The organism is Streptomyces johnsoniae (genome assembly GCF_031845565.1).
Classification (GTDB): Bacteria; Actinomycetota; Actinomycetes; order Streptomycetales; family Streptomycetaceae; genus Streptomyces; species Streptomyces johnsoniae.
In genome coordinates, this window is the sequence record NZ_JAVREV010000018.1 from 64,486 (window position 1) to 90,820 (window position 26,335).

Annotated in this window: 21 protein-coding genes; 14 read left to right on the top strand and 7 right to left on the bottom strand. The window is 73.7% G+C overall.

All coding sequences use genetic code 11. The features are described 5' to 3' along the window. Positions 1-279 precede the first annotated feature (279 nt). The 5 genes from RM779_RS27255 (at position 280) to RM779_RS27275 (ending at position 4,788) form a co-directional block, all read left to right on the top strand. Positions 280-1,467, top strand: coding sequence for a glycoside hydrolase family 64 protein (locus RM779_RS27255; RefSeq protein ID WP_311620419.1), 1,188 nt, complete (start codon positions 280-282; stop codon positions 1,465-1,467). 149 nt (positions 1,468-1,616) lie between these two features. Beyond that, entirely contained in the window at positions 1,617-1,934 is a 318-nt protein-coding gene (locus RM779_RS27260; protein ID WP_311620420.1) for an ArsR/SmtB family transcription factor, read from the top strand. Next, a complete protein-coding gene (locus RM779_RS27265) occupies positions 1,931-2,452 on the top strand; it encodes an SRPBCC family protein (RefSeq protein WP_311620421.1) in 522 nt (173 codons plus the stop codon). Before RM779_RS27260 ends, RM779_RS27265 begins: the two co-directional genes overlap by 4 nt. A 222-nt stretch (positions 2,453-2,674) precedes the next feature. Next, a complete protein-coding gene (locus RM779_RS27270; RefSeq protein ID WP_311620422.1) occupies positions 2,675-3,223 on the top strand; it encodes a GNAT family N-acetyltransferase in 549 nt (182 codons plus the stop codon). A gap of 155 nt (positions 3,224-3,378) precedes the next feature. After that, the gene (locus tag RM779_RS27275; protein WP_311620423.1) at positions 3,379-4,788 is read left to right on the top strand and encodes a glycoside hydrolase family 6 protein; all 1,410 of its coding nucleotides are present in this window, start codon (positions 3,379-3,381) and stop codon (positions 4,786-4,788) included. Positions 4,789-4,814: 26 nt separating this feature from the next. On the opposite strand, the gene RM779_RS27280 is transcribed toward RM779_RS27275, so the two are convergent. Beyond that, positions 4,815-5,492 (bottom strand): NADPH-dependent F420 reductase, encoded by a 678-nt coding sequence (locus RM779_RS27280; RefSeq protein ID WP_311620424.1) that lies wholly within the window; start codon positions 5,490-5,492, stop codon positions 4,815-4,817. A gap of 119 nt (positions 5,493-5,611) precedes the next feature. Between RM779_RS27280 and RM779_RS27285 the strand changes: the two genes are divergently transcribed. Continuing rightward, a complete protein-coding gene (locus tag RM779_RS27285; protein WP_311620425.1) occupies positions 5,612-6,196 on the top strand; it encodes a TetR/AcrR family transcriptional regulator in 585 nt (194 codons plus the stop codon). Between the two features lie 91 nt (positions 6,197-6,287). On the opposite strand, the gene RM779_RS27290 is transcribed toward RM779_RS27285, so the two are convergent. Beyond that, complete coding sequence (locus RM779_RS27290) at positions 6,288-8,849, bottom strand: polysaccharide lyase family 8 super-sandwich domain-containing protein (protein WP_311620426.1); 2,562 nt, start codon at positions 8,847-8,849, stop codon at positions 6,288-6,290. 298 nt (positions 8,850-9,147) lie between these two features. Here RM779_RS27290 and RM779_RS27295 point away from each other — a divergent pair, with 298 nt between their 5' ends. Then, entirely contained in the window at positions 9,148-9,942 is a 795-nt protein-coding gene (locus RM779_RS27295; protein WP_311620427.1) for a hypothetical protein, read from the top strand. On the opposite strand, the gene RM779_RS27300 is transcribed toward RM779_RS27295, so the two are convergent. Further along, positions 9,918-10,349, bottom strand: coding sequence for a protein-tyrosine phosphatase family protein (locus tag RM779_RS27300; protein WP_311620428.1), 432 nt, complete (start codon positions 10,347-10,349; stop codon positions 9,918-9,920). The two genes, RM779_RS27295 and RM779_RS27300, sit on opposite strands and share 25 nt — an antisense overlap. Positions 10,350-10,411: 62 nt before the next feature. Continuing rightward, positions 10,412-11,179, bottom strand: a complete 768-nt coding sequence (locus RM779_RS27305) for an SDR family NAD(P)-dependent oxidoreductase (protein WP_311620429.1) — start codon at positions 11,177-11,179, stop codon at positions 10,412-10,414. Between the two features lie 54 nt (positions 11,180-11,233). Here RM779_RS27305 and RM779_RS27310 point away from each other — a divergent pair, with 54 nt between their 5' ends. Beyond that, positions 11,234-11,593: an ArsR/SmtB family transcription factor gene (locus RM779_RS27310; RefSeq protein WP_311620430.1), complete on the top strand. Its 360-nt coding sequence runs from the start codon at positions 11,234-11,236 to the stop codon at positions 11,591-11,593. A 149-nt stretch (positions 11,594-11,742) separates the two neighbouring features. Here the strand turns inward: RM779_RS27310 and RM779_RS27315 are convergent, their stop codons facing one another. After that, positions 11,743-12,795 carry a porin PorA family protein gene (locus tag RM779_RS27315; RefSeq protein WP_311620431.1) on the bottom strand — a complete coding sequence of 351 codons (1,053 nt, stop codon included), beginning with the start codon at positions 12,793-12,795 and terminating at the stop codon, positions 11,743-11,745. Between the two features lie 433 nt (positions 12,796-13,228). Between RM779_RS27315 and RM779_RS27320 the strand changes: the two genes are divergently transcribed. The 6 genes from RM779_RS27320 to RM779_RS27345 all read left to right on the top strand — a co-directional run bounded on the left by RM779_RS27320 (position 13,229) and on the right by RM779_RS27345 (position 21,332). Next, entirely contained in the window at positions 13,229-14,326 is a 1,098-nt protein-coding gene (locus tag RM779_RS27320) for a LacI family DNA-binding transcriptional regulator (RefSeq protein ID WP_394813398.1), read from the top strand. A 53-nt stretch (positions 14,327-14,379) separates the two neighbouring features. Further along, positions 14,380-16,008 (top strand): FAD-dependent oxidoreductase, encoded by a 1,629-nt coding sequence (locus RM779_RS27325; protein ID WP_311620433.1) that lies wholly within the window; start codon positions 14,380-14,382, stop codon positions 16,006-16,008. 142 nt (positions 16,009-16,150) lie between these two features. Continuing rightward, a complete protein-coding gene (locus tag RM779_RS27330; protein ID WP_311620434.1) occupies positions 16,151-18,292 on the top strand; it encodes a hydantoinase/oxoprolinase family protein in 2,142 nt (713 codons plus the stop codon). Then, a complete protein-coding gene (locus tag RM779_RS27335) occupies positions 18,289-18,942 on the top strand; it encodes a hypothetical protein (protein ID WP_311620435.1) in 654 nt (217 codons plus the stop codon). Before RM779_RS27330 ends, RM779_RS27335 begins: the two co-directional genes overlap by 4 nt. Before the next feature lie 8 nt (positions 18,943-18,950). Continuing rightward, entirely contained in the window at positions 18,951-20,240 is a 1,290-nt protein-coding gene (locus RM779_RS27340) for a TRAP transporter large permease subunit (protein WP_311620436.1), read from the top strand. Positions 20,241-20,342: 102 nt separating this feature from the next. Further along, positions 20,343-21,332, top strand: coding sequence for a hypothetical protein (locus tag RM779_RS27345; protein ID WP_311620437.1), 990 nt, complete (start codon positions 20,343-20,345; stop codon positions 21,330-21,332). 62 nt (positions 21,333-21,394) lie between these two features. Here the strand turns inward: RM779_RS27345 and RM779_RS27350 are convergent, their stop codons facing one another. Next, a complete protein-coding gene (locus RM779_RS27350; protein WP_394813399.1) occupies positions 21,395-24,274 on the bottom strand; it encodes a helix-turn-helix transcriptional regulator in 2,880 nt (959 codons plus the stop codon). A 196-nt stretch (positions 24,275-24,470) separates the two neighbouring features. Continuing rightward, positions 24,471-26,084: a 6TM ABC transporter family protein gene (locus tag RM779_RS27355; protein ID WP_311620439.1), complete on the bottom strand. Its 1,614-nt coding sequence runs from the start codon at positions 26,082-26,084 to the stop codon at positions 24,471-24,473. Positions 26,085-26,335 lie beyond the last annotated feature (251 nt).

A 26,335-nucleotide genomic window follows, 5' to 3' on the forward strand; every position in this document is an offset into this window, starting at 1 on the left:
GCGGGTCCACCGGCCCGCCGGACGGGCACCAGGCCCCTCTGTGTGCAGCGGTTCCACGAAACGCCCGCGGTCTGTGCGAAACCCGTCCCGCGTACGGACACCGAGTCCCCGCAAACGAGTTGGTGCCGAACGCATTGACAGTGGGCGGCGCTCACGCCACGGTGAGAGCGCTCTCAAATGAGAGCGCTCTCACAGCGCGCTCCACGGGAAGGGGTGCGAGCTGTCGGAGCAGCGCTGTGGGTGCCCGGCGACGGGACTGGCTGACACGAGGAGGACACGGTGTTCCGTTTGCGAAGAGTTCTGGCGGCCGCGGTCGCGACCCTGGTCGTCGCCACGGGCTTCACCGTCTCGGGCCCGGCGCCCGAGGCGGAGGCAGTACCCGACACCATCCCGCTCACGATCACGAACAACTCCGGGCGTGACGAGCCCGTTTACCTCTACAACCTGGGCACGCAGCTCAGCTCGGGCCAACAGGGCTGGGCCGATGCCGCGGGCACCTTCCACGCCTGGCCGCCCGGGGGCAGCCCGCCGACGCCCGCCCCTGACGCGTCGATCCCCGGACCCGCCAACGGCGAGACCATGACGATCCAGCTGCCGAAGTTCTCCGGCCGGGTCTACTTCTCGGTCGGCGAGAAGCTGTCGTTCAGCCTCGCCACGGGCGGCCTGGTGCAGCCGGCCGTGCAGAACCCGGACGACCCGAACCGCGACATCCTGTTCAACTGGTCGGAGTACACGCTCAACGACTCCGGGCTGTGGATCAACAGCACGCAGGTCGACATGTTCTCCGCGCCCTACTCGGTGGGCGTGAGTGACGCGAACGGCGAGGTCCGGACGACCGGCACGCTCAAGCCCGGTGGCTATCAGGCCGTCTTCGACGGTCTGCGCTCGGCCGGGTGGGGCGGTCTCATCCTCGACGGTCCCGACGGCACCCCGCTGCGCGCCCTGTCACCGGGCCACGGCGTGGCCACCGGTGGTGTGCCGGCCGACGTCATGAACGATTATGTCGACCGGGTGTGGAGCCAGTACAGCTCGTCCACGCTGACGGTGACGCCGTTCTCCCACGAGCCGGACACCAAGTACTACGGTCAGGTCTCGGGCGACGTCATGAACTTCACCGATGGCGCGGGCAACGTCGTCACCAGCTTCCAGAAGCCCGACTCGGACAGCATCTTCGGCTGCTACAAGCACCTCGACGCCCCCAACGACCAGGTCCGCGGGCCCATTTCGCGCACCCTGTGCGCGGGCTTCAACAGGACCACCCTGCTGACCAACCCCAACCAGCCCGACCCGGACAACTCCGGCTTCTACGCGGACGACGTGACCAACCACTACGCCCGTCTCATCCACGAGCAGATGGTGGACGGCAAGGCGTACGCCTTCGCGTTCGACGACGTCGGCGCGCACGAGTCGCTCGTGCACGACGGGAACCCGAGCGAGGCGTTCATGACCTTCGCGCCGTACAACTGACGGGAGTTCCCGCCTGCGGCGGGCGTCCGGTGGGGCCGAGAAGCCCCCCGGACGCCCGCCGTTTCACGTGGGGCTGCCGCGACGTCCGGGAATGCCGACAACGTCTGGGTAACTTGCTCGTTACGTAAGCTGCATGTTACAAAAGGGGGGTGGCAGAGAAGGTTTTCGAGGCGCTCGCCGACCCGACCCGCCGACGGCTGCTGGAGCTGGTCGCGACGGGGGAGCGGACCGCGGGGGAGCTGGCCGCCGAGTTCGACGTGAGCCGGCCGGCCGTCTCCCGGCATCTGCGAGTGCTGGCCGAGGCTGGTCTCGTGACGTGGCGCGGGGAGGCCCAACGCCGCCTCTACCGGCTCAGGCCCGCGGGGCTGGACGAGGCCGGGGCCTGGATCGAGCGGACGCGCGACAACTGGGCCGCCCGGCTGGACTCCCTGGTACGGCACCTCGATGAACAAGGAAAGGACGCATGACGATGAGCGAAGCGGACATGGACCGGGCGCCCGCGGCCGACGGCCGCCGCGGCACCTTGGGGGTCGGCGCGGACGGGGCCTGGCAGATCCGGTTCGAGCGGCGGATCGGGCACCCCCCGCAGCGGGTCTGGGACGCCCTGGCCGACCCGGCGCAGCGGGCCCGATGGATGCCGGGCGTGACCCTGGCGACCAGCCCCGACGCCCCCGTCCGCTTCGACTTCGGCGACGAGGGCGGCGCCGACGGGCGCGTGGTCGCGGCCGATCCGCCGCGCAGCCTGGAGCACACCTGGCAGTGGCCCGGGGAGCCGGCCGCCGTCGTGCGGTGGGAGATCACGCCCGAAGGGGACGGCTCGCTGCTGGTGCTGCTGCACCGCCCGCTCGCGGCCGAGCCCGCCGTGCACTACTGCACCGGGTGGCACGCGATGCTCGACGGCCTCGAAGCGCACCTGGACGGCGTCGAGCCCGCCGAGCCGGACTACGCGGGCCTCCACACGCTGTACGCCGCGGCGATCCGGTGAGGGAACGGCCCGAACGCCGTCACCGCTGAACGGACGAGGGCCGCGTGTGGTCGGGCGTGGCTGGAGTAGTTGAGGGAGTCGGCGAGCGCGGCCCATGCGGGGTCCGGCCCCAGACCTGATAGCGGGCCGCCGTCTCCCGTGCCGTGGAGCCGGCCTCGTGAGTCGGCACACCTGGGTCTCCTCTTCGTATCGCTCCCACGGGCGTGCGATAGGTTGCCCGCCATGGCTGAACTGGGGCCTGTTGCCTGGCCACCCGCCCCGCTGAGGACCGAACGGCTCGTGCTCCGCGCGTCCGAGGCCCGAGACCGTGCGGCGTTCATCGAACTGTTCGCCTCACCAGTGGTGCGCACCTACCTCGGTGGCCCTCGACCGCGCGATGAGCTCGAACGCGCGGTGCCCGAGGTGCCCGGGCGTCGCCCTGGCCTTTTCGTGATCGATCGCGACGGAGCGATGATCGGCACGGTCACGCTTGACCGGCGCGACGCGGGGCGTCCGGGGCACCTCCGTCCGGATGCCGGAGAGGCGGAGCTCGGCTACATGGTCCTGCCGGAGGCGTGGGGACGCGGGTACGCCGCCGAGGCGTGCGCAGCGGCACTCGGCTGGTTCGCCGAGGCTTTCCCCGGCGAGCCGGTGGTGCTCTGCACCCAGACCGCCAACAGCCGCTCGATGAGCCTCGCGGCCAGGCTGGGGTTCACCGAGGTGGCGCGGTTCGACGAGTACGGCGCCGAGCAGTGGTTCGGCGTGCGGTCCTCGGTCGCCCCGCCCATGTGAGCCTTCTTCGCGTCACCGACGGCGGACCCGGTCCCGCCTTCGAACGGTCATCGGCCACCGGGCACCGTCCCCTTCGTTCCGCTTGTGCGGTTGCGGTGCTACGTTCTGCGCGGGAGCGCTCCTGCCAGTCGATCGAAGCCGTCGCGAGGAGCCGCATGATCACCCGTTCAGCCCCTGACGCGGGGGCTGCCAGCCCCGCGCGCCGCGCCTGGTGCCGCCGCCGCGCACTGGTCGCCGTCGCGAGCGCGTGCGCCACCGTGGCCGGTCTGCTCGCCACCGGTCCCGCGAACGCCGCCCCTCCCGTCCCCACCGCGCGCGGGGACAATCCGTACGAGGGCGCGACCGTCTACGTCAATCCCGAGTGGTCCGCGAATGCCGTCACCGTCCCTGGCGGCGCCGCCGTCGCCGACCAGCCGACGGCGATCTGGCTGGACTCCCTCGCCACCCTGCACGGGCCCGGCGCCCACACCGGCCGCACCATGAAGCTCGCCGACCACCTCGACGCCGCGCGCGCCCAGGGCGCGGACCTCGTACAGCTGGTCCTCAACAACCTGCCTGGCCGCTCCTGCGCCCGCGAGGCCGGGCAAGGCGAACTCGCCCCGGGCGAACTGGACCGCTACCAGCGGGAGTATGTGGACACCATCGTGGACATCATCAGCGACCCGGCCTACGCCGAGCTGCGGATCGTCACCGTGATCGAACCCGACTCCCTGCCCAACCTCGTCCTGCACACCGGCGACCGCCACGATGCCACCTGGCTCTGCCAGCAGGTGCTGGAGTCCGGTGATTACGTGCGGGGCGTCGGCTACGCCCTCGCACAGCTCGGCGAACTGCCGAACGTCTACAACTACCTCGACGCCGGCCACCACGGCCGGATCGGCTGGGACGAGGACTTCATGGCGGTCACCGACCTGATGTGGAGGGCGGCGAACACGGAAGGTGCCAGATCCGCCGACGTTCACGGCTTCGCCGTGAACGTCGCCAACTACAGCGTGCTGCGCGAGGAGTACTTCACCGTCGACGACGTCATCAACGACCAACCGGTCCTGCAGTCGCGGTGGGTGGACTGGAACAGCTATGTCGACGAGCTGCCGTTCGCGGAGGCCGTGCGCAAGCGTTTCGTCCGGCTCGGCTTCGACTGGGACGTCGGCATGCTGATCGACACCTCCCGCAACGGGTGGGGAGGCCCCGAACGCCCGACCGGGCCGCCGGACCCGGACGAGCAGTGGTCGGGCGTCGACGACTACGTCGACAGCAACCGCATCGACCGTCGCAACAGCGCGGCGCACTGGTGCAATCAGACCGGTGCAGGCCTCGGCGAGCGTCCGGCCGCGAGCCCTGAGCCGGGGGTCGACGCCTATGCCTGGATCAAGCCGCCCGGCGAATCGGACGGTTCGCCCGAGGAACTGCCGGACGCCGGGGGGCGGCAGCCGGACGCGATGTGCGACCTCTACGACGACTGGGATTTCGAGGAGACCGGCGCGCTGCCGGGCGGCGGGCTGTTCGGCGACTGGTTCCCCGAGCACTTCGAGCAGCTGCTGGCCAACGCCCACCCGCCACTGTGACGGCTCGGCATGGCGGTCATGGGCGGTCATGACGAGCCGTAGGCTGCGAGGAGCTTGGCGAGGTCGTCCGCGGACGCGGGCCGGCCGGGGGCGGCGAACATTCCGGCCGGATCGAGATAGGCGTGTTGGGCGGGCGTGCCCGGCGCGAACCGGCGGCTCTCGGCCAGGGGGCCCACGTCGTATGCGTCGTAGCCGAGCGAGTCGATCAGGGTGGCGACTGCCTGCTTGGCGGTGGCGTCGTTGCCGGCGATGGGCAGCGCACTGCGGTCGGAGGCGCCGGCCGGGCGTCCCAGGGTCGCCAGGTGTGTGAAGAAGATATTGCTGAACGCCTTGACGACGTGTGAGCCCGTCAGGTGCGTCTGCAGCAGGGTGTGGGCCTGGGCGCCTGCGGCCGCTATCTCGGGGACGCGGCCCTGGCGGGCGGGGTCGTAGTTGAGGGTGTCGATGACGACCTTGCCCTGGAGAGGTGCGGCGGGGACCTGACGGTAGGCCCTGATCGGAATGGTCACCACGACGAGGTCGCCGGCGGTCGCGGCCTCGGCAGGGGTCGCCGCGCGGGCGTCCGGGCCGAGCCGCATGACCAGTTCGTGCAAGGTCTCTGGGCCGCGGCTGTTGCTGAGAACGACGTCGTGGCCGGCGTCGACCGCGAGGCGGGCGAGCGTGCTGCCGATCATGCCGCTGCCGATGAAGCCGATGGTAGTCATGGTCTCCTGCCGGTCCCGGGTAAAGTAAGGGGGCCCTGCACATAAGTGAAGGACTTCCTTGACTTTAGCGCAGGCCCCCCTTCGTTTGGCAAGCCCGGGCAGATCAGGAGGAATGTGCGATGGCCGCCAGCGAGTCCGGCACGCGAGCCGAATCCGGTTTCACCGTGAGCCGGCCGGCGCGCGCCGACGCCCGCCGCAACTTCGACGCCCTGCTCGACGCCGCTCGTGAGGTGTTCGCTGCCGACGGTGCCGGTGCCTCGCTGGAGGGGATCGCCCGGCGGGCAGCGGTCAACATCGCGACGCTCTACCGCAACTTCCCCACGCGTCAGCATTTGTTCGAGGCCGTCTACCTGGACGAGGTCGAAGCCCTTGCCCTCATGGCGGCCGAGTTGGACAGCCTCGAACCGTGGGACGCCCTGGAGAGCTGGCTGCGCCAGTTCGTCAGCTACGCGACCACCAAGAAGGCCATCTACGACGCCATCGCGCACCGCGCGGACATGTTCGTGACCGGCCGCGACATGATCCACGCGGCCGGTCGGCCGCTTCTCGAACGAGCCCAGGGCGCCGGCGCGGCCAGGGCCGACGTGACCTTCGACGACGTGCTCTTCCTGGTCAACGGTGTCAGCGGGGCGAGCTTCGTCCAGGAGGCACAGCAGGATCGGGTGCTCGCCATGGCATTGGACGGCATCAAAGCTCATAAGTGAGCACGACGACCACGTGGCGGGGCCAATGCCGCGGACCCGCCGCTGCTCCCCTTCCCGTCCTCGGCCGGCGGCGGTCGGCGCGGACCGGGCGCTACCGCAGCCTCGCCGTGAAACTCCGGCCGTGGGCACGGCGGGTGGTGACGTCGATACGGGTTCCGCCGGGCACGCGGCGGACCCTGACTCCTTCGTCCGCCGCGAGGGCTTCCCGCGCCCGGCCGCGGACCGTGACCGAGACCGTGTCCCTCACCATCGTCGGGTCCGACACGGCGATCTCCGCGGTGCCGTCGTCCGCCTCCTGCCAGATCACCGAGGCCCGCCCGTCGATCCACAGCCGCTCCGCGCGGTGCGTGCCGGAGGTGAAGGAGTTCGCGGCGACGAGCCGGAGTCCGGAGTGCTTCACAGCCTGCAGGCGCGCGCTGTTCGCCAGCACGGACAGCGGGCCCTCCGCATACCCACCGAGCTGCCGTTCCGAGGCGCCGGGGACCAGGGCGTAGGCCATCGCGACCGGGGCCGCGCCCGCCGCCTGCTCGACGCCGAGCGAGAACACCTGCTTGGTCACCGCCATGTCCGGGTTCGTCAGCCGGACGGTCCGGCGGCTCCGCGTCACCGTGCCGAGGGCGACGGCCGGTTCCGGCCCGTCCAGGAAGACGTACCCGATGGCCGTGCCGCGGCCCGGTGCGGCGTACCGCAGCCAGGCCGGCGGCGCCGCCCCGGTCCCCGACCAGCGGGTGCCGTCGCGGAGACGGCCGGTCAGGTGGACCGCCTCCGAGGGGTCGGCGATCCTCGTGTCAAGCGTCGTCGTCACCGCACGGCCCGCGGCGTCCCCCACATCGGCGGCCAGCACCACGATCTCCTCGTCGAGCATGAACCACGACTTCGTGGCGCGGGCGTTGCGGTACGCCACGAAGTCGCCGGGCAGCAGCCCGTCCTGATGCGCGGCCCAGGCGGCGTCGTCGCCCTGCACCAGCCCGGCCGCGCCGTACGCGCCGAGCGCGGCGCCACCGGAGAACGTGTTGGTGCCGCGCGGGAAGTAGACGTAGGTGTTCTGCGACTCCGAGGAGGAGGTGAACCCGTGCTCCGGGTTGTCGTACCACAGCCCCCCGTACAGCTCGGGAATCGTCCGGCGGGCCTCCGCCGGGGCGGTGACCCCGGCGAGGCGGTACGGCGAGACGGCGGTGTAGTAGTCCACGCCGAAGACCCGCGTCTGGTCCTCCCCGGACAGGTAGAGGTAGTGCGCCCCGTCCCCCTGGAACCACGGCATCAGATTTTCGCCGTTCATGTACTCGTACTTGCTGATCCGGTCCGAACTGCGCGCCAGGGCGAACGCGAAGCCGGGCCGCCGGTGGACGGTCCTGTCCATCGCGTTGAACGCCACGTTGCGCGCGGCCGGATTGAGGTCGGCGGGCGGCGCGGACGCGTCCGCGAGGATGTCGGCGTACCGTGCGATGCTCACGGGCGAGACGAACCCGGTGGGGTCGACGGCGACCCGCGAGGTCTCGTGCAGGAACTTCACGTAGCCCCGCAGCGCCGTCGCGTCCGCGCCCGTGGTGTGGGCCGACAGGTCGGCGACGGCCTCGACGACCGTGGCGACGGCGGCGTACCCGGAGGTGGTTCTCGACACCGCGCGGCCTCTGACCACCTCCATCATCCAGCCCTCGAAGATCAGCGGTGCGAAGCCGTCGGCCACCCACGTCCGAACCACCGCGGCGAGCCCGTCGTCCGGCAGGTGGCCCGTGCCGTCCAGGACCTTGAGCGTCTGGACGACGCGGGAGAGCAGCGACGTTCCGTAGGAGCCGGTGTAGGCCACGGAGTCGTGCTGGATGAACGAGCCGTCCGCGTAGAAGCCGTCGGTGACGCCGTGCCGCGGCCGGTACGGGTCGACCGTTGCGTAGACCGTCCGCTGGTCGGCGACCGCCTTGCCGATGCGCGCGTCGTCGCCGAGCAGGGCGCCCTGGAGCATCCGGTTCGTGGTGATGTCCGCGAGGTTCGCACCGGTGTGGAAGCGCGAGTCGAGGTCTACGTCGCCGTCCTTGCCGTTGCGCAGGTAGGCGTCCATCGAGGCGATGTAGAGCGGCACGAGCCCGGGGTCGTACTCCGCGACCGCGTCCGCGAGCAGCGCCAGGGTCCTGCTCACATGGGAGGAGATCCCGATCTCCCAGTGGAACCAGTTGCCGTAGTACCCCTGGGACTGGTCCCCGTAGTAGGTGTCGTGCACCCGCACGAGCCCGTCGAGGACCCGCTGCTGGACCGCGGCACTGCCCTGGAGGTCCGAGGCGGGGCCACCGGTCACCCGGGTGGCGAGGGCGATCTCCCACAGGTACCGGAACGTGGAGTTGAGGTTGCCGTCGCTCGTGCCGAGCGGGAGGCCCCGGAACAACTCGCCGGAGCCCGCCTCGTCCATCGCCGTCAGGTGGCTCCGCGCGGCGGCGTCGATCGCCGCGAGCTTCGCCCGGACCTCGGGGCGGGCATTGGACTCGGCGGTGCCGGCGAACATCGCGACCGTATTGCCGATCAGCCGGTCGTGGGCGCCAGGCGAGGCCCCGGCCGCCGCCCCCGGCCCGGCCGCCGCCCCGGCGGACGCGGGCCCGGCGCCGGCGAACACGGCCGCCGCCGCGGGGAATGCCGAGACGAGAGTACGACGGGAGATCTCCACGAGAACGCTCCAGGGCTGGACGGCACGGGATTTGTGGCATCCAACCAATGGCGCGTCGTCCTGTCACTAGGGTCCGTCTTCAAAGGGGCATCCGATCAGTGAGCGGCGCCGCGGGCAACTGCCTGGCGGCGCCCGCCAGGAGCCGCGCCGCGGGCAGTTCCCGCGCCGGCACGGCCCCGGCTCCGGCTCCGGCGGGCATATGCCGGGCGCCGCGGGGGAGTTGGCCGGTCCGCACGTCGGTGGGCCGGGGCGGGGCAGCCGTCTGGAGTCCCGCGTGAGGGGCCGTTACGCTGGGTCCGTGGCATGGTTCCGTAGGCGACGCGGGCAGGCACCACGGGCCGGCGGCGCGGACCAGCCGCCCGCGGCGCGGGCGGGGGAGCGGCCCCACGGCCGGTGGCTCGGGGCCCGCGAGCTGCCGCCCGTCGCGGTTCCCAGCGAGACCGACCGGATCATCGACCGCAATGTCGCGCCCGCCCTGCTCGACGCCGGGCGCATCGTGCAGATCCGCGCCAGGTATGAGGACCTGCTCAGCCACCGCACGGACGCCCCGGTGCACGTCGGCGTCGGTGGCAGGGCCGCGATCCTGCTGTGCCTCAGCACCGCGCAGCGGCCCGATCTGCGCGGGCTCGACGAGCAGCTCACCGCCGAGGGCGCGGTGCTGTACGTGCAGGCCCACCGTCTCGACCCGTACGGCATGCTGCGCCTGGTCCTCGCGCTGGCTCCCGGCCTGGTCTTCAGGACGCCGCTGACCCTCGCGCACGGCGATGTGCAGGAGTTCCTCACCGCCGCCTACGCCGAAGAGGCCGTCGAGCTCCACGTGTCCCATCAGAACCGGCAGCGCCTGCCCGCGTTCGTCTGCACGGCGAGCGGCCTGCGGGGCCGCGTGGACACCGCCCTGGACACCCTCGGCGACCTCCACCACCCGGCCGGGCCCGTCGAACAGGCCGTGCGCGTCGCGCGGTTGGAGGCCATGTTCCCCGGGGCCCTCGACGGCGTCGAGGTCGGCAGCGCGGTGCCGCTGCGCGTCGGCCACCGCGGTGAGGACACCGTGCTGGTGACCGCGCCCGCTCAGCCGGAGAACCGTTCGACGTAACGGCGCTGCCACGGGGTTTCCACGGCGCGCGCCGCATAGTGCCGCCGGACGTAGGCGACCGCCTCGTCACCAGGGACCCCGTCCAGCACGGCCAGGCACGCCAGCGCCGTGCCCGTTCTCCCGCGCCCGCCGCCGCAGGCGACCTCGACGCGCTCGCCTTCGGCGCGATCCCAGGCCGCCCGCAGCGCCTCGTCGGCCGCCGAACGGTCGGCCGGCAGCCGGAAGTCGGGCCAGCGCAGCCAGTGCGCCTCCCACGGAACGGGCGGCGGCCGGCGGCCGAGCAGGTACAGGCCGAAATCGGGGTCGGGCCCCTCCGGGCGCGGGCGGCGAAGCCCGCGCCCGCGCACCAGCCGCCCCGACGGCAGGCGCAACACGCCCGCCGCCGTCGGCTCCCAGGTCGTGATCACGGACCGAGCGTAGCGGCCGGCCGGTGCCGCCGCGGAGCCGGCCGGCTCGGGCGCCGCCGGACTCAGGTCAGTTCGAGTCCGCCGTCGAGGGTCAGGACCTGGCCGGTGAGCCAGGTGGCGGCCGGGTCGGCGAGGTGGAGAATCCACGGCGCCACCTCGTCCGGCAGGCCGCGGCGGCCCAGCGGTATCCGGGCGGCCTCCTCCCGCTTGATGCCGTCGACGACGGCCGGCGGCAGCCCGGCGGCGTGCAGTGCCTCGCTCTCGGTCGGCCCGGGGGCCAGGGCGTTGACCCGGACGCCGTCGCCGGCCAGCTCAAGTGCCCAGGTGCGGGTGAGCTGTTCGAGGGCGCTCTTCGAGGCGGCGTAGTGGGCCGCGCCGGGCAGCGGCCGGTGCCCGTAGGTGCTGGAGATGTTGACGATGGCGCCGCGGGTCCGCCGCAGCCCGGGCAGCGCGGCCCGGGCGAGCAGACTGGGCGCGGTCACATTGAGCGCGAACAGCTCCGTGATCCGTGCGGCGCTGGTCTCGGCCAGTGGCATCAGGGCGGTGGCACCGGCGTTGTTGACCAGGACGTCGATGCGCCCCCAGCGGTCGAGGGCCGCGCCGGTCACCGCGTCCGCGGCGTCCTCGGCGCGGAGGTCGGCGGGGAAGGCGGCGATGCCCGGGTGCGCGCGGGCGGTCTCCGCCAGCGGGACGGGTCGGCGGCCGACGCCGAGGACGTGTGCCCCGGCCCCGGCGAACGCGACGGCGGTGGCTCTGCCGATGCCGGAGCCCGCGCCGGTGATGATCACGACGCGCTCCTTGAATCGGTCCGCGGCCGGCTCCGAGGCCATGACTCACCCATTCGTTCGATGTTCGTGGAACATCGAAACGCTATCATCGTCCCCATGAGGCAGGCACGGCATCCCGAGGTCGGCGAGATGGCCCTCACCGAGGTGATGGCCGCACTGAGTGACCCGATCCGAGTGGGACTCGTGCGGCTGCTGTCCGACGGCCGCGAGCGGGGCTGGGGCGAGCTGCGCGCACCGGTGGCCAAGTCCACCCTCAGCCACCATCTGCGCGTGCTGCGCGACGCCGGCCTCACCCGCACCCGCCAGGAGGGCACGCGCTGCTTCGTCGAGTTGCGCCGCGGTGACCTCGACGCCCGGTTCCCCGGCCTCCTGCCCGCGGTGCTCGGCGCGGCCGAGCAGGAGGACGTCGGGCACCAGGTGGGCCTGGCCGCGTCTCCCGCCGGGCAGCGCAGGTAGCGCGGCCGGGCGCCCGCCCGGCGTGGGAGCCACGGGCGCGGGCGGGCGAGGCGGAAGCGCGGGCGGACAGCGGAACGCCGCTGCCGCGGCCGGTCGGACCGGCCGCGGCAGCGGCGTCGTTCCTGCGGGGCGTGCCCAGGTGCGGGTGGTCAGCCGGCGGCGGCTCCGCTCGCGGCCGGCGCGGGCGGCGAGTCGGGGCCGGGACCGGAGTTGGCGCGTCTGCTGCGCAGCTCGCCCCAGATGGCGAAGCCCGCCAGCAGCACCCCGATGACCAGCAGCCCCAGCGGGATGACCATGCGGATCAGCCACAGCAGGTTGGCCATCGACTCGGCGTCGTCCGCCCGTTCCGCGGTGCCCTCGGGCGTGCCCTCCACCGCCATGGAGTTGACCGGGGCGAGCGTGACGGGGCCCTCGGGGCCCTCGGTCTGGGCCACGATGGTCTGTTCCAGGGTGCCGTTGAGGACCGTGCCCGTGTCCTTGTCGATCCAGGCCACACGTTCTGTCGTGGCCGCGTACGTCAGCGGCACGGGATCGGGCAGGGCGCCGAGGAGGGCGGGGTCGGGCAGCTGCTCGGCGGGCAACTGCTCGGCGAGACCCGCCACCACGTCCCTGGGCAGGGCCGGCGGCAGGCCCTCGGCGATGGACGGGTCGGCCAGCTCGCCCGCGGCCTGGATCACGTAGACGTAGGTCTCGCGGCCCTCGACGTCCTCGGTGCGGTCGTACACGGCCGGCGCCTCGGTGCCGGTGGTCGGGTCCCAGAAGGTGTAGTCGCGCTCCTCGGGCTCGAGCGGCCAGGAGATGACCAGGCCCTGGTGCTCCTCGGCCTCGCTGCCCTCGGGGGCCGGGCGGTCCTCCAGGTCGCTGCGGTCGACGGCCCAGCGGTGGCTGGTGGCCGACAGCTCCGTGTCGTCCTGCCCGGTCACGACCACGTCGTCGGTGACCACGGCCGTGCTGCCGTCCGTCTCCACGACCTGGACCCTGCGGTCCAGCGAGATCGGTATGTCCGTGAGGAAGGCGTTGGCCAGGTCACCCGTCTCCAGGGCCGCCGCGTTGAGCAGCGAGGCCGTGCCGGTGTACTCGAAAGTGGTGTCCGTGTCGGACGGGACCTGATGCACGGCCGGATAGACCGCGAGCCGGGTCACGGCCGAGGCGGCCACCAGTACGGCGGCCGTTCCGGACAGAATCCAGGTACTTCTTCGCATGGTGTCTCCCGACTGCGGGCGCACGGCTGTGTGCGCGGCTGGGCCAACCTATGATCGGCCGGGTGGCCGGTCAATAAGCCCCGGTGAACGCAACGGAGTTGAGACCTCGCCTGCGTGTTCGACAGTTGCGCGACCCGATCCGACCCGATCCGACCCGATCCGACCCGGTCCGTTCCGGTCCGGGAACGTTCATCGGCGGCCCTCGGCGGTGCACCGCCGGGCGCATCGCGCCCCCCGCATGCCGCCGCGGCGCGTGCCATCCCCGCGCCTGCCGCCGGCCTGTTCCGTCGCCCGCCCCGGCCCGGATGCGGCCGGCTGGATTCGGCCGCCACAGGTCGATGCCGCCCGGCTCTTGACGGGCGCGGGGCGAAGGAGGCACAGTTCCCCCTAATCCGCATTAGTCCAGGTGGGATCTCCTCTTACTCGCCAGCTAATGCGCATTAGTCGGGAGGGTGGAGAAGTGGCGGAAAAGGAGCCGAAGGCGGCCAGGCGCGGGCGCCCGCGGCAGGCCGAGGTGGCGCGCCTCGCGGGCGTCTCGCAGACGACCGTGTCGCTCGTCCTGGGCGGCAACAAACAGGGCATCGTCATCCAGGAGGCCACCCGGGAACGCGTGCTCCTCGCCGCGCGAACGCTCGGCTATGTCCCGGACCCCGCCGCCAGGCGGCTGGCCGCGGCGCGCAACAACCTGCTGGGCGTGTTCAGCTTCACCGCGACCTTCCCGACGGCGGTGGAGCACTCCTACTACCGCTTCCTCGTCGGCATCGAGCAGGAGGCCGCCGCCCGAGGCTACGACCTGGTGCTGTTCACCGGATCGAGCACCGGGGGCGCGGGCGCCGGGGCGCCTGGCGCCCTGGACCGCGTCCGCCTCGCGGACGGCTGCCTGCTGCTGGGCCGCCACGTGCCCGCCGAGCAGTTGCGGCGGCTGGTGGACGACGGCTTCCCGCTGGTCCACCTCGGCCGGCGGGACGAGCCGGCGGGACTGGCCTGGGCGGGCGCCGACTACGCCGCGGCCAGTGCCGAGGTCGTCGGCCACCTGGCCGGGCTCGGCCACCGCCGCGTCGTCCTCGTCCGCGAGGACGACGACGCGCCCGCGTCGAGCGACCGGCAGCGCGGCTTCCTCGCCGGACTGGTAGCCGCCGGGCTGCCGGGGCAGGAGGGGGGAGCCGTGGTCCGCACCGCCCGTCCGGCGGCCGACATCACGGCGGCGTGGGTGCGCGCCCGGCACGCCGCTGGAGTCACCGCGTTCGTCGCCGAGGAGACCGACACCGGCGACGCCTGGCGGGCGCTACGGGCCGCGGTCGCCGCGGCCGGGCTCGCGGTGCCGGAGGCCGTGTCCCTGGCCCTGCTCGGCTCCCCGCCCGCCGACCTGGCCGGCCAGCCCGTGCCCACCGGCTTCGACATCCCGCGCGCGGAGCTGGGCGCCGCCGCCGTGCGCCTGCTCACCGGCCTGCTGGCCGGGGCGGAGCAGCGGTCCGGCTCGCTGGTCGCCTGCACGTTCCGCCCCGGCACGACCGCGGCGCCGCCGCCGTGACGCGGTGCCCGCCACCCAGAAGAACCGCACCGTCCCGCAAGGAGAACCCGCACATGCCGGAACCCACCAGCCCACCCGCCGCGACCGACGTCCTCATCGTGGGCGGCGGGCTCGGCGGGGTGGCCGCCGCCCTCGCCGTCTGCCGGGCGGGCCGGCGCGCCGTCCTGACCGAGGAGACCGACTGGATCGGCGGCCAGCTGACCTCGCAGGCCGTGCCCCCGGACGAGCACCCGTGGGTCGAGCAGTTCGGCACCACCGCCACCTACCGGGCGCTGCGCGGGCACATCCGCGACTACTACCGCAGGTGGTACCCGCTGCGGGCCGAGGCCCTGGCGCTCACCGAGCTGAACCCGGGCGCGGGCCGCGTGAGCAAGCTGTGCCACGAGCCGCGCGTCGCGCTGGCCGTGCTGGAGGCCATGCTGGCGCCGCACCGCGCGGCCGGGCGGCTCACGGTGCTCACCGAGCACCGCCCGGTCGCCGCCGAGACGGACGGCGACGCCGTCCGCGCGGTCACGCTGCTCGACACGCGGGAGGGCACACGGCGTACGGTGAGCGCGCCCTACGTGCTGGACGCAACGGAAACCGGTGAACTGCTGCACCTCGCGGGCGTGGAACACGGTCTGGGCGCCGAATCGCGCGCCGAGTTCGATGAACCGCACGCCCCCGAGGAGGCGCAGCCGCTCAACCAGCAAGGCATCACGGTCTGCTTCGCCGTCTCCCACCACGAGGGCGAGGACCACACGGGGCAGCGGCCCGCCGACTACGACTTCTGGCGCTCCTACCGGCCGGACTTCTGGCCGGGCCCGCTGCTCGGGTTCACCGCGCCCGATCCGCGCACGCTCGAGCCGGTCGGCCGCAGCTTCCGGCCGAACCCGGTCGAGGACCCTTGGGCCGTCGCCGCTGACCAGAGCGCGGACGCGGGGGACAAGGAACTGTGGGGCTTCCGCCGCATCCTGGCCCGCGGCCTACACCGGCCCGGCGCGTTCGACTCCGACATCACGCTGGTGAACTGGCCCCTGAACGACTACTGGCTCAAGCCCCTGGTCGGGGCGGGGGAGGAAGCGGCGGCCGCGGCCCTCGCGGGCGCCCGCGAGCTGTCCCGCTCGGTGCTCTACTGGCTTCAGACCGAGGCGCCGCGCGCCGACGGCGGCACCGGCTTCCCCGGGCTGCGCATCCGCCCCGACGTCACGGGCACGCCGGACGGCCTGGCCAAGGCCCCCTACGTGCGGGAGGCGCGGCGCATCAAGGCCGTCACCACCGTCACAGAGCACGACGTGGCCATCGACCTGGTCGGTCCCTACGGCGGCACCCGGCACCGCGATTCGATCGGCGTCGGCAGCTACCGCATCGACCTGCACCCGTCCACCGGCGGCGACGACTACATCGACATCGGCTCGGTGCCGTTCGAGATCCCGCTCGGCGCCCTGCTGCCGCGCCGGGTGCGCAACCTGCTGCCGGCCGGCAAGAACATCGGGACCACCCACATCACCAACGGCTGCTACCGGCTCCACCCGGTGGAGTGGAACGTGGGCGAGGCCGCGGGCGCGCTGGCCGCGCACTGCCTCGACGAGAACGTGGCCCCGCATCAGGTGCGGGAGGAGGACAAGCGCTTCGCCGAGTTCGCGCGCGTCCTCGACCGGGCCGGCGTCCAGCGCCACTGGCCCGACGTCCGGGGCTACTGAGCGCGGCCCCGCGGCGGCGGACGGCAAACCCGGACGGCAAACCCGGAGGGCACCGGACGGCGAACCCGGGCGGGACAGCTCCACCTGTCCCGCCCGGCACCGCCCGCACCCCGACACGGCACACAAGGAGGTGTCCCAGAACATGACCGCTCAACGGACCACTCATCGCCTGCGCGTCGGCATCGACGTGGGCGGAACCTTCACCGACGCGGTGGCCGTCGACGCCACCACCCTGGAGCTGATCGGCCAGGTGAAGGTGCCGACCAGCCATCACCACCCGGACGGTGTGGCGCACGGCATCGTGGAGGCGCTCGACCGGCTCCTCACCGAGGTCGGCCGCGCCCCCGAGGACGTGGCGTTCCTCGCGCACGGCACGACCCAGGCTACCAACGCCCTGCTGGAGGGCGACGTCGCCCCCGTGGGCCTGCTCGGCATCGGCTCCGGCCCCTCCGCCGTGCTCACCCGCCGCCTCGCCGGCCTGGCCAAGCTGGAGCTGACCCCGGGCCGCACCCTGCCGCTGCACTACGCGCACGTCCCCGACGCCGCCGACACCGCCGAGGTCCGCGCGGCGATCGACCGCGTGCGGGCCGCGGGCTCGGAAGTCGTCGTCGCCACCGAGCCGTTCAGCGTGGACGCGCCCGAGGGCGAGCAAGCGGTGGCCGACCAGGCGCGCGCCGCCGGGCTGCCGGTCACCGCGGCCCACGAGATCACCTCGCTGTACGGGCTGAACAAGCGCACCCGCACCGCCGTGGTCAACGCCGCGATCCTGCCGAGGATGCTGGCCACGGCCGATCTCGTCGACGAGTCCGTGGTCAAGGCGGGGGTGCGCGCGCCGCTGATGGTGATGCGCTGCGACGGCGGCGTCATGTCGCTGGACGAGATGCGCCGCCGCCCGCTGCTCACCGTGCTGTCCGGCCCGGCCGCCGGGGTGGCGGGCGCCCTGATGCGGGAACGGGTCAGCGAGGGCGTCTTCCTCGAAACCGGTGGCACCTCCACCGACATCAGCGTCATCCACCGCGGCAAGGTCGCCGTCCGGCACGCGGTCATCCTGGGCCGCGGATCCTACCTGCCGGCCCTCGACGTCAGGACGGTCGGCGTCGGCGGCGGGTCGATGGTCCGCGTCTCCGGCGGCAAGGTCGTCGCCGCCGGGCCGCGCAGCGCCCACATCGCCGGCCTGCCCTACGCCTGCTTCGCCGAGCCAGGGGACCTCGCGGACGCGCGGCTCGCGGCACTGCGCCCGATGCCGGGCGACCCCGACGACTACGCGGTGATCGACGCGGCGGGCGGCCGGTTCGCCGTCACCATGACCTGCGCGGCCAACGCGCTCGGCCGGGTGCCCGAGGGCGACTTCGCGCGCGCCGACCCCGCGGTCGCGGCGCTGGCCCTCGCGCCGCTCGCCGAGGCGCTGGGCATGGACGTGGCCGGTGCGGCAACGGCCGTGCTGGACGCGGGAGCCGGGCAGGTCCGCGAGGTCGTCGACCGGATGATCCGCGACTACCGGCTCGACCGGGACGCCGTGGTGCTGGTGGGCGGCGGGGGCGGTGCCGCCTCGGTCACCCCGCACCTGGCAGCCGCCGCGGGCCTCACCGGGAGGATCGCCAGGAACAGCGAGGTGATCAGCCCGATCGGCGTGGCGCTCGCGCTGGTCCGCGAGCAGATCGAACGGATCATCCCCGGCGCCACGCAGGAGCAGATCCTCGGCGTGCGCAACGACGCGGAGCTGGCCGTCGTCGAGCAGGGCGCGGCACCGGGCGCCGTGGAGGTCGAGGTGACCGTCGACCCGCAGACCAACACCGTGCGGGCCATCGCCACCGGCGCCACCGAACTGCGCACCCAGGACCGGGCCCACCGGGCGGACGAGGCCGAACGCCTCCGCGCCGCCGCGGCCAGCCTGAAGGTGCCGCCCGCACAGGTCGAGGTGCTCGCGGGCACGCCCGCGCACACCGTGTACGGAACGGTCCGCCGCCGGCGGCTGCGGCGCCCGCTGCACCCGGTGCGGGTCATCGACGCGGACGGCGTGGTGCGCCTCCACGCGGCCGACGCGCGCGTCGCCACCACCACCGTGGCCGAGGCGTCCGGCGTGCTGGCCGAGCTGGTGCGCGAGACCACCTCGTACGGCGACGGCGGCGTGCGCGCCCCCGCGCTGCGGCTGCTCCTCGGCTCGCGCATCGCGGACCTGTCGGGCGTGCTGGACGCGGAGCCGCTGCTCGCGCTGGCCCGCAGCGAGCTGCGCTCGCGGACCGGCGACGAGCCGGTGATCGCCGTTCTGGAGGTGCGCGCATGAGTGCCGTCCGCGCCGGAACGCTGGAAGGGCTGCGCCCGGCGCGGCTGCGGAGCCTGCGGTCGGCCTGCGCGGAGCTCGCCGAGCGCGAGGACACCGAGTTCGCGGCCACGCTGCTCGGCAACACCGCCACCCACGAGGGCCGTTCGCCCGAGCAGCTGCGCCGCTGGGCCGAGGCGGCGGCCGCGTTCGGCACCGAGCTGGCCGGGCAGGAGACCGGGGAGCTACCGGCCGGCGCCCGGATCGTCGAACGGCCGGACGGCCTCGCCGACGACCGGCTGCTGCTCGCGCGTTATCGCTCCCGGCCGCAGCCCGCCGTCGAGCTGTACACGGACACCCTCGCGCTGGCCGAGGAGCTGACCGGACTGCTCGGCTGGCGCGGCTGGTTCCCCGCCGGGGCGGTCCGCTCCGCCGCCGTCGCGCACGAGGCCGCCCACCACCGGCTGCACGACCCCGCCGTGAAGCGGCGGCTGCGCCGGCGCCTCGACCACCCCGTGCTGAGCCTGGGCCGCCACCGGCTGCTCGGCCATGTCGCGGGTGCGGACGAGATCGCCGCGCACGCGTTCACCCGCACCGCGCTCGGCCTCGGCCGCAGCCCGCTGCTGCTGACCGCCGCGCTCGCCCGCGCGGTCGGCGCCCTGAGAGAGAACTGAGGTCCGCCATGGGAATCGTCATTCTGCTGATCATGCTGGTCGGCGTCGTGCTGATGCTGACCCGCAAGCTCCCCACGGCGTTCGCCCTCGTCGTCCTCGGCGTCGTCATCGCCCTCGTGGTGGGCGCCCCGCTGACCGGCGAGGCCAGCGTGTTCGACACCGTGCTCCAGGAGGGCGCGGCCAAGCTCGCGGCCACCATGATCGCCATTCTGCTGGGCTCCTGGCTGGGCAAGCTGCTGGACGAGACCGGCATCGCGGGCACGCTGGTCCGCAAGATCGTCGAGTTCGGCGGGGACCGCCCCACCGTGGTCGCGCTCGGCGTGCTCGCGATCTCCGCCCTCGTCGGCACCGTCACCGGCTCGGCGCCCGCCGCGATGCTCGCCGGCATCATCGGCATCCCCGCGATGATCGCGGTCGGCGTGCCCAAGGTGACGGCGGCCGGCACGATCCTGATGGGCATCGCCGCGGGCATGCCGTTCGAGCTGCCGATCTGGCAGTTCTTCTCCACCGCCCTCGACCTGCCGGTCGACACCGTGCGCGGCTTCATGATGAAGCTGTTCCCGTTCGCCGCGTTCTTCGCCGTGCTGTTCGTCCTGGTGGAGACCCGGCGCCGCGGTGTGGAGCACACCTGGTCGCTGCGGTCGGTCGGGGCGGACCAGGAGGAACGGCCCTCGCGGCGCCGCCGGCTCGGCGACGCGCCCTGGTACGCGCTGTTCACGCCCGCCGTCCCGCTCGTGCTGGCCCTGGGCTTCGAAGTCGCGATCATCCCGTCGCTGCTCGCCGGCGTGCTGTACGCGCTGGTGACCACGACCCGCCCGCGCGACATGAACACCCGGCTGCTGCGCACGCTCTACGCCGGATTCGAGGTGGCGGCCCCGCCGATCGCCCTGTTCATCGCCATCGGCGTGCTGCTGGCCGCCGTCCAGCTGCCGGACTCCATCGCCGCGCTCGAACCGCTGGTCGAGGCCGTCAGCCCGCAGAACCCTGTGCTCTTCGTGCTGATCTTCACCGCGCTCGCGCCGCTGTGCCTGTACCGGGGCCCGCTGAACGTCTACGGCCTCGGCGCCGGCATCGCGGGCGTGCTGATCGCGTCCGGCATCTACCCGGCCGTCGCGGTCCTCGGCCTGATGGCCTCCTACAACCAGGTGTTCGGGGTCGCCGACCCCACCAGCACCCAGACGGTGTGGAGCGCGCAGTACTCCGGCGTCAGCCCGCAGCAGGTGATGATCCGCACCCTGCCGTACGTGTGGTGCGTGGCGCTCGGCGGCCTGTGCGTCACCGCCGTGCAACACCTGTGAGCAAGCGCCCCGTTCACCGCCGACCCCCCGCCGGCCGGCGCCCGCCGGCCGGCCACCCGACGTGACTCGACTCGACCGCACACCGACGTAACGGAGTCAGTGATGACCGTGAACCGCCGCACCTTCCTCTCCGGAGCCGCCGCGACCGGCGGGCTGCTCGCCCTCGGCCACGCCACCGCCCCGGCCGCGGCCGCCGCGCCCGGCGGCTTCCCCGACTACACCCACCTCGGCACCCTGCTCACCCCCGACCGGCTGTCCTACAACCCGACCGGCGAGATCATCTTCCCGACCATCCGCGGCGTGTACGACCGGCTGTCCTCGCCGCTGGGCCGCTACTACCTCTACTACGCGCCGCACGACGCGCCCGGCGGCATCTGCCTCGCCTACGGCGACTCCATCGCCGGTCCGTTCACCGAGTACCCGCACAACCCGATCGTCGCCAACGACTGGGCGCCGCACTACTCGGTCAGCCACGTCTCCTCCCCACACGTCATGTGGCACGAGGAGGAGCGCGAGATGTGGCTGTACTTCCACGGTGAGAACACCACGACGCGGCTGGCCCGTTCGGCGAACGGCGTGGACTTCACCTACGACCGGGTCGTCCTCACCACCGCCATGCTGCCCGCCGGCACCACAGAGGCGTCCTACGCGCGGGTGTTCCGGCACGACCTGCCCGGCCGCGGGGCGCGCTACGTCATGCTGTTCATGCTCAACACCACGGCAAACCACCGCTCGATCGGGTGGGGCTGGTCGCCGGACGGGCGGAGCTGGACGTTCGCCGAGCAGCCGCTGATCCGGTACTCCGACGTCGGCGTGAACGACCTCAGCGGCCCGCACCTGCTGACCCGCAACGGCTCGGCATACGTCGTCTACCACACCGACAAGGCGCACGGGGGCACCATTCGCATCACCGAGGTCGGCAACGACTTCGGCCTGCGCAACCATCTGGGCGTCTTCTACCGCCCGTTGTCCGGCGCGCCCGACAACGGGCGGGCCGCGGCCCCGTCGTTCGGCACCGACCGCGGCGTGCCGTACATGGTCTACGAGGCGGGCGACCGGCTGGCCGGCAGCATCGCCGTCGCGCGCGGCTGACCGCCGGTGCCCCCGGCCGCGGCGGAACGCGTCCCGCCGCGGCCGGGCCGCAATCCGGCCGCTCACGACCTGAGCCGGATCAGGTCCACCCGCGAACGCAGGCCCAACTTCCGGTAGACCTGCCGCAGATGGAAGCCGACGGTGTGCGGCGACACGAACAGCTGGCTGGCGACCTGCCGGTTGGTGAGACCGCCGGCCACCAACTCGGCCACCCGCCGCTCCGCCTTCGTCAGACTGTCCCAGCCGGACAACGGGCGCTTGGCGTGCTTCCAGTGCCGACGCCGCACGCCGAGGTGGCGCAACTCCCGCCGGACGCGGGCGCCGTCCCGCTCCCCGTCCAGGGCGCCGTAGCCGTTCATCGAGCGCTCCAGCTCGCAGATCGCGGCCTCGCGGTCGCCGTGGGCCAGCAGCAGCCGGGCCCGGTCCTCCGCCGCCGCCGCACGCGCCCACGGGTCCTGGTGCGCCCGGCTGACCTGCGCCAGGGCCTCGACGTCGCTCTCGAACAGCGCCCTGGCGTGGACCGCCGCGGTGCCCAGCGCGCGCAACTCCCTGCTGTGCCGCCGCAGTGACTCCACCGTGTCCACGGCCGAGCGGGCCATGTCCTGGCGGCGCGCCTCCAGCGCCCAGCGCACGCAACTCGCCGCGGCCGACAGGTCCTCAAGCAGCAATTCATGCCGCGCCTCCGGGCTGGCCCACACCCCGGAGAGGTGGTCGATCGCCGCCGCGGGGCCGCTCCTGGCCTCGGCGATCTGCGCGCCGAGCAGCTGGCGCATCGCGCGCCACGGCCGGGCCGAGTCCTCCGGGCAGCTCTCCTGGAGGGCGCCCAGATGGGCCTCGGCCTCGCCGAGCAGGCCGCGCCGCAGCGCGACGAGCGCGCGCACCCGCCACGCCTGGGGCGCGAGCATCGGCAGGCAGAGCCCGCCCCCCGCGGCGAGCCCGGCCCGTGCGTCCTCGTCGGCCTCGCCGAGGCGGCCGTACGCGAGGTGAACGGGCGCCCGCAGCAAGGCCGCCACGGCCGGCGCGGTGGCCGCGGGGCCGAGTCGCGCCGCGGTCCTCGCCACGTCCAGCGCCTCCTCGAACTCGCCGGCCCCGGTGAGCATCGGCACCAGGAGCCAGCGCGGATCGAGCAGTCTGATCCCCTGCGGCAGCTGATCCAGCTCGCCGGCCTCCCGCAGCAGCCGGATCGCCTCGCCCGCCTGCCCGTCCCGCCACCGCTTCAGGGCCCGCACGGTCAGCGCGCCCGCCTGCACCGCGCGCGGGTGCCCGGCGCGGCTGCCGAGCAGCCGCTCGGCGTGCTCGGTGGCCGCCGGGCCGTCGGTCAGGCAGTGCGCGGCGAGCCGCGAGACCTCGGCGCGCTCCTGGTGCTCGGATGCCTCGGGCGCCACGGCCAGGGCGTCGCCGGCGGCCCGACCGGCCTCGTGCGCCTTCCCGTTGAGCAGCAGGGCGACCGAGAGCCAGGTGCGGAACGCGGCCACGGAGTCGGCGTGTCCCGCGGCGGCGGGCTCCCCGGCGAAGGCCGCCACCTCGCCCATGGCACCCTGCGCGAACTCGACGGCCCGCTCGGTCGCCCCCGCCCTGACGAACGCCTCGGTCGCCGTCGCGGCGAGGCCGGTCCACTCCGGCTGCTGGGACGAAAGCAGCTTCATGCCCTGCCGCGCCAGGGAGGCCGCGGTCAGGGGCTCGGTGGCGAGCATCCGGCCGACGGCACGGGCGATGATCAGCACGGCCTCGGTGTCCCCCGGCTGCGCGACGTGCGCGACGTGCAGCGCCGCCGCCTCGACCCCGTCGGGCCGCGACAGCAGCATCGTCGCGGCCTGCCGGTGCAACAGGGCCCGCATCGGCGGCGGCACCGAGTCGAGGACGACCCGCCACAGCGCGTCGCTGCGGAACGCGAAGTCGGTCACGCGGCAGATCAGCAGTCCGCGGGCGATCGCCTCGTCCAGGGCCGTGAGCAGGTCGGCGGGCGACTCGTCGAGCAGGGCCAGCAGGTCGGTCGGTGTGAAGGGGGAGCCGAGCACGGCCGCCAGCTTCAGGACCTTGGTGGTGAAGGGGGACAGTGAACGCAGGTCCTGCCGGACGATCGCCGCGAAACTCTCGGGAACCGGGTCGGGAGTGCGCACGCCCTCCGGCTGCCGGGGCGCGGGCACGGGAGCGCCCGTGACGCGGGCGACGCCGTCGGTGATCTGGACGTCCCCCTCGGCCAGGAGCGCGCGGGCCAGCTCGATCACCGCGCGGGGCCGGGCACCGACGCTCTCCGCGAGCAGGGTGATCGATGTGTGGGGGGTGGCGCCGAGGTGGTCGGCGACGACGTCGGCCGCGGCCTTTCCGGAGAGCGGGCCCAGCACGGGCACGCGCTCGACGGCCAGCTTGCCCAGGCCGACCTCCGTCAGCCCGCGGTGCGCGCCGGGTCCTTCGGTGCCCGAGGCCAGCAGCCACAGCACGGGGTGCGCGCCGAGCTGGCCGATGAGATCGCCGAGGCCGACCAGGGCCGACAGGTCGGCCAGGTGCAGGTCGTCCAGCACCACGAGCACGTGGCCGTGCTCCAGCGCCTCGCGCAGGCGCGCGCGGATCTCCCTGGCGAACGAGGGGCCGACGGGCACGGGAGAGCCGCTGTCCGCCGAGCCGAGGCGGTGCACCTGCGCGGTGAGGGAGGCGGGAACGGCGCCGAGGAGGGCGTCGGAGGTCGCGGAGATGCCGCTCACGACGGCGAGGCCGCTGCGCACGGCCATGCCGACCGACTCGATCAGCAGCCGGGTCTTTCCCGTTCCCTGGCCGGATTCGAGCAGCAGCACCCTGCCGTGGCCGGTGCGGCCGACCGCCTGGAAGCCGGCCGCGATGTGTGCCATCTGCTTTTCCCGTCCCCGTAACGGGCGCAATGGCGACCGCCTGTTCGGTCCGCTTACCTTGTGATTGCCTCGATCATATGATTTCGACGTGTTCACCAAGGCCCCTTATGCTCGCCGGGACTTGCGGGTCCGGCGAGCGACAACCCTATCAAATGAAGCGCCGACGAAACAATGAGTTCCCCGGTGGGCAGGGGCGGAAAACCGTATAACGGTACTGGTCCGGGGGCTGCCCGACGAGCTGGTGCTGAGGTGCGGTTCCGTGGCCCGTTGTTCTCTTTTCTTTGCGGACTTTCTATTTCCTGCTGCGGTCGTTCGTTGGGATGTCCCTATCGTATGCAGAATTATTTTCTTCGTCCGCGGTTCCGGGTCCGGCCGCCAACCCGGGACCGCTCAGAAAACCGAGCAGCCGTTCGGCCGATTCCAGCGGCACCCGCAGCCCGCGGCAGGCCGCGGCCGACCTGGCCACCGGATCGGCGCACCACAGCCCGAACGCCGCCGCCGCGAGCAGCCCGGCCGGATCGCTCGCGTCGGCCAGCACCAGACCCGCCCCGCAGCACAGCACCGCCGTCCCCGCGGCCTGTGCGAGACCCGGCACCAGCCGGCGGCGCCGCACGGCGCGCGGGTCGGTCCGCAGCGCCCGCAGAGCGGGCCCCGCCGAGGGCGCGAGGCACAGCGCCGCCAGGGCGATCCGCCAGTCGAGGAACAGCAGCGCGCCGATCGCCGCCACCGGCATCAGCACCGCGCCCACCATCGACCGCAGGTGATGGACGAACAGCCCGGACGTCGCCACCACATCCACCGTGCCGACCCGCGACAGCGCCGTGACGCGCGCCTCGTCCGGCCGGATCTCCGGCCCCGCAAGCAACCGGTCGAGGAAGCGGTGGGACAGCAGGCGGGCGATCCCCACCCCCGTCGACTGGTAGATGCCGAGCGTCAGACGCAGCGACACCAGATGGACGACGACCAGAGCGGCCAGCGCCCACAGCCACGGGCGCGCGGCGGCGCCGTCACCGTCGAGCAGCCGGGACAGGCCGGCCGCGGCCGGCACCAGGGCCGCCACCTCGGTGAGCACCGTGACGGCCGCGCAGGCGCTCATCCGGCCCAGCGGCCCCGAGGTCAGCGGCCCCGTCACCGCCCGGGCCCGCGGCAGCACCTGGCCGTCGCCCCGCCGCGAGCCGACCGCCCGCTCCTGACGGTCCGGCGTTCCGGGAGCACCGCGCGCCGACTCGCTCAGCTTGGCGGCGCAGGCCCCGGCCAGCGGCGCGAACAGCGCGCAGGCCAGCACCCGTTCGCCCGGCGTGTCCAGGGCCGCCCCGGCCACCAGGACCACGGTGATCAGCGTCAGCGGGGAGAACGCCCCCTCGGTGATCCAGGCCCGCGGAACCATCCGCCGGGTCTGGGCGAAGAACACGTCGTGGAAGCGGTCCACCATCGCCAGCTGCTGGAGCCGCACGATCCCGGTCCTGCCGGAGGAACGGATGACCGGCAGCGAACGGGCCGTGTGCACGATGCCGCGCGTCACGTGGACCATCACCGCGTTCGCCCTGGCCGCGCCGCGCGTGTGCAGCCCTGCCGCATGCCAGGCGGTGACGCCGCCGATCAGCAGCGGAACCGTGGCGCAGGCGGCGAGTGCGGGATCGGCCCACAGCAGGCCGGCCACGGCCACGCATCCGGCGGCCGCGGTCTCCGGCGCCTCCGGCCGCCCGATCCGAGGAACGGAGGGCACCAGCAGCCGGCAGGCCAGGGCCAGGACGGCGAGTGCCGCGGTCCACCGGACGGCGGACGAGTCGGGCCCCTCGTCCGCGAACACCAGGAGCCCGAGGACCGCGAGACCGGTCGGCGGGGCGAGACGGGCGAGAGCGGCGGCCGTTCCGTCGGCCAGCCGGGGCAGGAGTGCGTTGGCCATACCGGTTGATCAACTCCCGTGTGCGGTGGTGGTGGTACGCGGAGGCGGTGACCGCACGACGCCCGGAGCGTAGCGGTGCGGACACGTACGGCACAGGGCGTGCCGGGGCCGCGCACAGGAACCTGCACGGCCGCGCGGGGTGGAGCCCCCGCACCGCGCCCGGCGGGCCCCAGGCGACCTGCGGAAGCCCGCCGTGTGCCGCCCCCGGCGAGGGATGTGGCCACCGTCCGCGGCTCAGCAGAATCGGGATG

Excerpts from the sequence above, each read along its gene's own strand:
- RM779_RS27330 (WP_311620434.1), top strand. The coding sequence starts at position 16,151 with ATGACCGCTCAACGGACCACTCATCGCCTGCGCGTCGGCATCGACGTG.
- RM779_RS27310 (WP_311620430.1), top strand. The coding sequence starts at position 11,234 with ATGAGGCAGGCACGGCATCCCGAGGTCGGCGAGATGGCCCTCACCGAG.
- RM779_RS27315 (WP_311620431.1), bottom strand. The coding sequence starts at position 12,795 with ATGCGAAGAAGTACCTGGATTCTGTCCGGAACGGCCGCCGTACTGGTG.
- RM779_RS27280 (WP_311620424.1), bottom strand. The coding sequence starts at position 5,492 with ATGACTACCATCGGCTTCATCGGCAGCGGCATGATCGGCAGCACGCTC.
- RM779_RS27325 (WP_311620433.1), top strand. The coding sequence starts at position 14,380 with ATGCCGGAACCCACCAGCCCACCCGCCGCGACCGACGTCCTCATCGTG.
- RM779_RS27345 (WP_311620437.1), top strand. The coding sequence starts at position 20,343 with ATGACCGTGAACCGCCGCACCTTCCTCTCCGGAGCCGCCGCGACCGGC.
- RM779_RS27275 (WP_311620423.1), top strand. The coding sequence starts at position 3,379 with ATGATCACCCGTTCAGCCCCTGACGCGGGGGCTGCCAGCCCCGCGCGC.
- RM779_RS27265 (WP_311620421.1), top strand. The coding sequence starts at position 1,931 with ATGACGATGAGCGAAGCGGACATGGACCGGGCGCCCGCGGCCGACGGC.
- RM779_RS27320 (WP_394813398.1), top strand. The coding sequence starts at position 13,229 with ATGCGCATTAGTCGGGAGGGTGGAGAAGTGGCGGAAAAGGAGCCGAAG.
- RM779_RS27270 (WP_311620422.1), top strand. The coding sequence starts at position 2,675 with ATGGCTGAACTGGGGCCTGTTGCCTGGCCACCCGCCCCGCTGAGGACC.
- RM779_RS27305 (WP_311620429.1), bottom strand. The coding sequence starts at position 11,179 with ATGGCCTCGGAGCCGGCCGCGGACCGATTCAAGGAGCGCGTCGTGATC.
- RM779_RS27285 (WP_311620425.1), top strand. The coding sequence starts at position 5,612 with ATGGCCGCCAGCGAGTCCGGCACGCGAGCCGAATCCGGTTTCACCGTG.
- RM779_RS27355 (WP_311620439.1), bottom strand. The coding sequence starts at position 26,084 with ATGGCCAACGCACTCCTGCCCCGGCTGGCCGACGGAACGGCCGCCGCT.
- RM779_RS27340 (WP_311620436.1), top strand. The coding sequence starts at position 18,951 with ATGGGAATCGTCATTCTGCTGATCATGCTGGTCGGCGTCGTGCTGATG.
- RM779_RS27335 (WP_311620435.1), top strand. The coding sequence starts at position 18,289 with ATGAGTGCCGTCCGCGCCGGAACGCTGGAAGGGCTGCGCCCGGCGCGG.